This is a genomic window from Candidatus Methylobacter oryzae (assembly GCF_003994235.2).
Classification (GTDB): Bacteria; Pseudomonadota; Gammaproteobacteria; order Methylococcales; family Methylomonadaceae; genus Methylobacter_A; species Methylobacter_A oryzae.
The window spans coordinates 1-4,435 of the sequence record NZ_RYFG02000045.1; the positions used below are offsets into that span (position 1 = coordinate 1).

Here is a 4,435-nt window from a genome sequence, read left to right on the forward strand (position 1 = left end):
TCCAGCAAAGCATTCGTTCATATCGCCATGATTAATTTGATGCTGACCAGGCTGTCCTCGGGGAAGGTATCAAACTTTTAAAACACGCACTCAGGTATTGTTGATCCGACGGGCGCGCGTGTTTGGCCGAACCTAAATGGCGGGCGTCGCCTTGGGTGGGTAAAAACCAGAAAATTTTCATGATGTTGCTCCTGACTCGAATGATTTTAAATTCTGTAGCTGACGCTACGCGGTGAATCAGACCTTCCAGGTTTTACGCCTGCCATGGATGGTGGAAGTGCTGGAGCCGCCGGGAGCGGCTCCAGTAAAAACCTGGAAGGTCTTGCTAGTCGGCTTTATTTACGTTGCCAGACCGCATCGCCGACGCTGATCGCATGCGGCAGCAATTTGATGTCCAACAAGGTATCGGCGATTTTCTGCTGGGCGGCGGCCACTTCCGGCTTGATCGGCTCCGGCCCGTAGTTGCTGCGGTGCAAGGCTTTTTCCAGGATTTTGGCATCGACGCCGACGTTGACGGCTAATTGCTCGGCCGCGGCGGCGGGATTATCTTTGATCCAGGCGTCGGTCTTGCCGACTTCCTCCAAAATGATCGCGATCAATTCGGGATATTTTTCCGCTACTTCCCGTCTTGACGTGTAGAACGCGTAGTTATTGACTATGCCTTCACCGTCGGTCAGCGTGCGCGTGCCCAATTGCAGTTCGGCCGCCGCGTAGAAATAGTCCCAAATCGACCAGGCCGAGACGTCGCCGCGCTCAAGCGCAGCCCTGGCGTCGGCAGGCGCCAGAAAGATCAGGTTGACGTCGTTCAACGTCAATCCGGCTTTGGCCAAGGCCTGGATCAGGAAATAATGCGCGTTCGAACCTTTGGCCGTGGCGACTTTCTTGCCTTTCAAATCGGCGACGGTTTTGACGCCGGAATCGGCTTTGACCAACAGGCCTTCGCCTTGCGGCGACGCCGGCTCGTTGGCGACGTAAACCAGCGGCGAGCCTTTCGCGGCCTGGGCAAAAACCGGCGGCGTCTCGCCGGTAATCGCAAAATCCAGGCTGCCGGCATTCAAGGCTTCCAGCATTGGCGGGCCGAACTGGAACTCGGCCCATTTCACGGCCACGCCTTTTTCCTGCAAGCGTTTTTCCAGGTTGCCGGTCGATTTAAGGATGATTAGGCTGCCGTATTTTTGATAGCCCAGGCTGACTTCCTTAGGCCAGGCTTTGCTTTCGGCAAACGCGGTATTAGCCGTGACTGCAACTAAAACGGCGGCCGTCTTCAACCATCGCCCCCATGAGAAAAAAGACTTGTTGTTCATAAAAACTCTCCCGATTAAATTAGTAAATTTCCGCTTCAACGGCTTGTTGCGAAACGCTAAGACGCACTAAAGACACTAACAAACCAACTTGTTCGTCAAGACGCTGTTCGGTTTCTCCGTCCAGCGATAAGAGGCCTAGTTGATCTCTTTTTGCCTGTTGGTCGGAGACAAAAAAACCGCTCAGCACCTGCGTTGCCCCCAAAGCCGACAGCACCGGTTTCAACGCATAATCGATCGCCAATAAATGTTTGTCGGAACCGGCGGTCATGATCGGCAAGATCACTTTTCCGGCCAGCGCTTTCTGCGGCAGCAAATCCAAAAAAGCTTTTAACGCGCCGCTGTAAGCCGCTTTGTAAACGGGCGTCGCGATCACGACGCCCGCCGCGCGTTCAATATGGCCGGTGATTGTTTTAAGGCTTTGGCTATCCTGGGCCGCGCCGTAAATCAATTCTTGCGCGGATATGTCCCGGACCGAGATCAGTTTTGTGGTAAAGCCGGTTTGCTCCAACTGCCGGAACACTTTATCGATCAGCTCTGTCGATTTTGATTTGTCCGCCGGACTGCCGGCTATAGCAACGATATGTGTCATCTGATGTCCTGAATTTGTTAAGTTGATAAAATTACAGCCAATACTGGGCGCCGACATACAGCTGGGTGTCGTTAACGTCGAAATCGTGTTGAACCCGGACATTGGTATCGATATGCCCGAAACGCTTGATGTACCCGATGTTGCCGCTAACGCCGTTTTGGTTTTTTTGCGCGCTCGTACTTTTGTAAGGAAAAGTTCCGTTCGGGCTGGTAATTCCGCCGCCGACGAATATCGAACCCAGAAAATTATCGATGCCGAGTATTTGCCCCGGAAAAATGTTTGCTTCAAAAGTCTCCGTACGCGGCAAACCTGAGGCGTCGCTAGTGTTTATATAACGGAAGTTCAGCAAACCGCCGATTTCCCAAACTTCCGCGCGCCGGTTGAATGTCGGATCGGTTGCGGTGTTCAAATAGCCCAAGGGGTTCGCGAACTGCATTCCGGTCGGCCCCATCGCCCGTCCCAGCGTGGCTTCATGGCTTAAAAAGCCTTTGCTAAAACCGAGAGACCCGCTCACCATTAATGTCCTGTCGGCGCCTATTTTGCCGATGCTATTGTCGATGTAGAGCACCTCGACAGCCGGACGCAGCTTTTCGGTTATCTGCGGCGCGATGTAACCAAACGCACTGCGCCATTGTTCGCCGTCGTTGCCGTAAGTAGCCAGCCACTCTTTGTTATAGATCGCCACATAGCCGCCGCCGTAATCGCGCCCGTTAAAGCCCTGCCATTGACTGGAGACGATATATTTGATGTCCCGCCACTGATTTTGATAGGAAACCTTCGCAAATTGAGCGTCTTGAACGCTTTGGCTTCGGTCAACAAAACCGCCGCCGAATCCCAAGCCATTCGGCAAGCGGTATTCGCCCTGCACTTCGGTAGCGATACGATCGCCTTGAAGAACTTGTTGCGCGCCTAAAAATAATTCGCCCAATTCAGGTTGGGTCAGTAAAGGCCGTGCATAACCGCCATAATAATTAACATCCTGCCCGCCGTTTTCTGAAATGAACGTTCCGGCACCGCCTTTAAATACCGGCGTCCACAAAAAATTGTTAACCGAAAAATCGCCGTTATCGTAACGGTTAAAATTTGAATCGATTTTGCCGCCTTTAAAATAGGGAGATTGCACGTAATCATCGGCATTGACAGCGGCTTGGCCGCATATCAGCGAGGCCAGGCATAGGCCTTTCAATGCGGTTTCCAAAAAATCCGCGCCGGTTTTTAATGCCGGGCTTCCGTCATGTTCTTCCTGACGATTTGAAGAAACCGGCTTTGCTTCTGTTGCCGATTGCTGATTCCTATAGTGATGAAGCACAATAAATCCTCTTTGTTTGTTAACAAACCTCCGGTTGTCCAGTCAGTTTTTGATGCCGAAATAGATGAGTCTGCAACGGTCGAGCTATCGGTTGATCCGTAAACGAAATTGAAAATTGTCTGTCCGGCAATACAAATATTCCAAAACCAGCGGCGCGCCGTCGCGGCCGTGAGTCAGCCGTTCGACCCGCAATATCGGGGTGTCTTTGGCTATTTGCAGCAGCTCGGCTGTTTCCGCATCGGCCAGCACCGCGTCGATGGCTAAATCTGCAAAGCCAAGCGGAATCCCGTATTGATTTTCCAGAATCAGGAACATGTCGCGACTAGCCAGGTCTTCTTTGGCGAGCCGTTCGCCAAGATGGCTGCCCAGGTAGCTGATATCGAATGAAACCGGCTCACGATTAAGATGCCGCACTCGCCGTAATTCGGTAACCGGCAGCCCTTTCGCCAGTCCCAAGCGTTGCGTCAGTTCCGCGGCGACAGGTAAAAAATTCAGGCCGACCAGGCGGTTATAAACTTCGTAACCATGCTGGGACATTGCTTCCGCAAAACCTTGCAGACGCGCCAAATCCTGAAAAGGCTTGGGTTTGGACACAAACATGCCTTTACCGGCGACTTTAAACAGCAAACCTTCTTTTTCCAATTCCCCGAGCGCCTGGCGCACAGTGATGCGGCTAACCTCATAACGGCTAATCAGCTCACTCTCGGACGGCAGCTTTTGATGCGGCTGGTAATTACCGGAAACGATCTGAACGCGCAATTCGTCGCGGATACGCGCATACAACGGTCCGGGGACCGGGTGGATCGCATTATTGGGCACAACAGGTATTGTCATGATATAACTCGTCATTACAGGTTATTACTGCAATGGTTACAGCAAAACTGATGCCAACACTCCGAAAAACCGACCAAACAATCATTAACAACATGATAATTAAAGGTTTATCGGCAACAACCATATTCCTATTGATACCAAATCAGCAGCGCTCGTTATTTTTGCCCTGCTGATATATCAACAGACGATGCTGATGATGTGTTTGCATACCAACACCTTGTTCTATACCCAGAGGGCATAAGTTTCGTTTGAGCGGGCCAGCCGCTCAACTCAGCTTTATATTTCCAGGCTCTTGCTTTTAACAGGCGTAGAAGTTACGCATTGACCGCTGGTTAATATTGTGGATTGAGCAGGTCTTTGCCGGGCATAAAGCCGGTGATGAACGTGGCGATAACCTCA

The 4,435-nt window shown here is 51.7% G+C and carries 4 protein-coding genes; all 4 read right to left on the reverse strand.

What is annotated here, in order from left to right; translation table 11 throughout:
* Positions 1–335: 335 nt before the first annotated feature.
* The 4 genes from EKO24_RS06350 to EKO24_RS06365 all read right to left on the reverse strand — a co-directional run bounded on the left by EKO24_RS06350 (position 336) and on the right by EKO24_RS06365 (position 4,036).
* Positions 336–1,304 (reverse strand): sulfonate ABC transporter substrate-binding protein, encoded by a 969-nt coding sequence (locus tag EKO24_RS06350; protein WP_127030774.1) that lies wholly within the window; start codon positions 1,302–1,304, stop codon positions 336–338.
* Positions 1,305–1,323: 19 nt separating this feature from the next.
* Entirely contained in the window at positions 1,324–1,893 is a 570-nt protein-coding gene (gene ssuE / locus EKO24_RS06355; protein ID WP_127030775.1) for an NADPH-dependent FMN reductase, read from the reverse strand.
* Between the two features lie 31 nt (positions 1,894–1,924).
* The gene (locus EKO24_RS06360) at positions 1,925–3,202 is read right to left on the reverse strand and encodes a hypothetical protein (RefSeq protein WP_127030776.1); all 1,278 of its coding nucleotides are present in this window, start codon (positions 3,200–3,202) and stop codon (positions 1,925–1,927) included.
* Positions 3,203–3,286: 84 nt separating this feature from the next.
* Complete coding sequence (locus EKO24_RS06365; RefSeq protein WP_241674417.1) at positions 3,287–4,036, reverse strand: GntR family transcriptional regulator; 750 nt, start codon at positions 4,034–4,036, stop codon at positions 3,287–3,289.
* Positions 4,037–4,435 lie beyond the last annotated feature (399 nt).

Bases quoted from the DNA above. Each gene is read 5' to 3' on its own strand.
- ssuE (WP_127030775.1), bottom strand. From the start codon at position 1,893: ATGACACATATCGTTGCTATAGCCGGCAGTCCGGCGGACAAATCAAAA.
- EKO24_RS06350 (WP_127030774.1), bottom strand. From the start codon at position 1,304: ATGAACAACAAGTCTTTTTTCTCATGGGGGCGATGGTTGAAGACGGCC.
- EKO24_RS06365 (WP_241674417.1), bottom strand. From the start codon at position 4,036: ATGACAATACCTGTTGTGCCCAATAATGCGATCCACCCGGTCCCCGGA.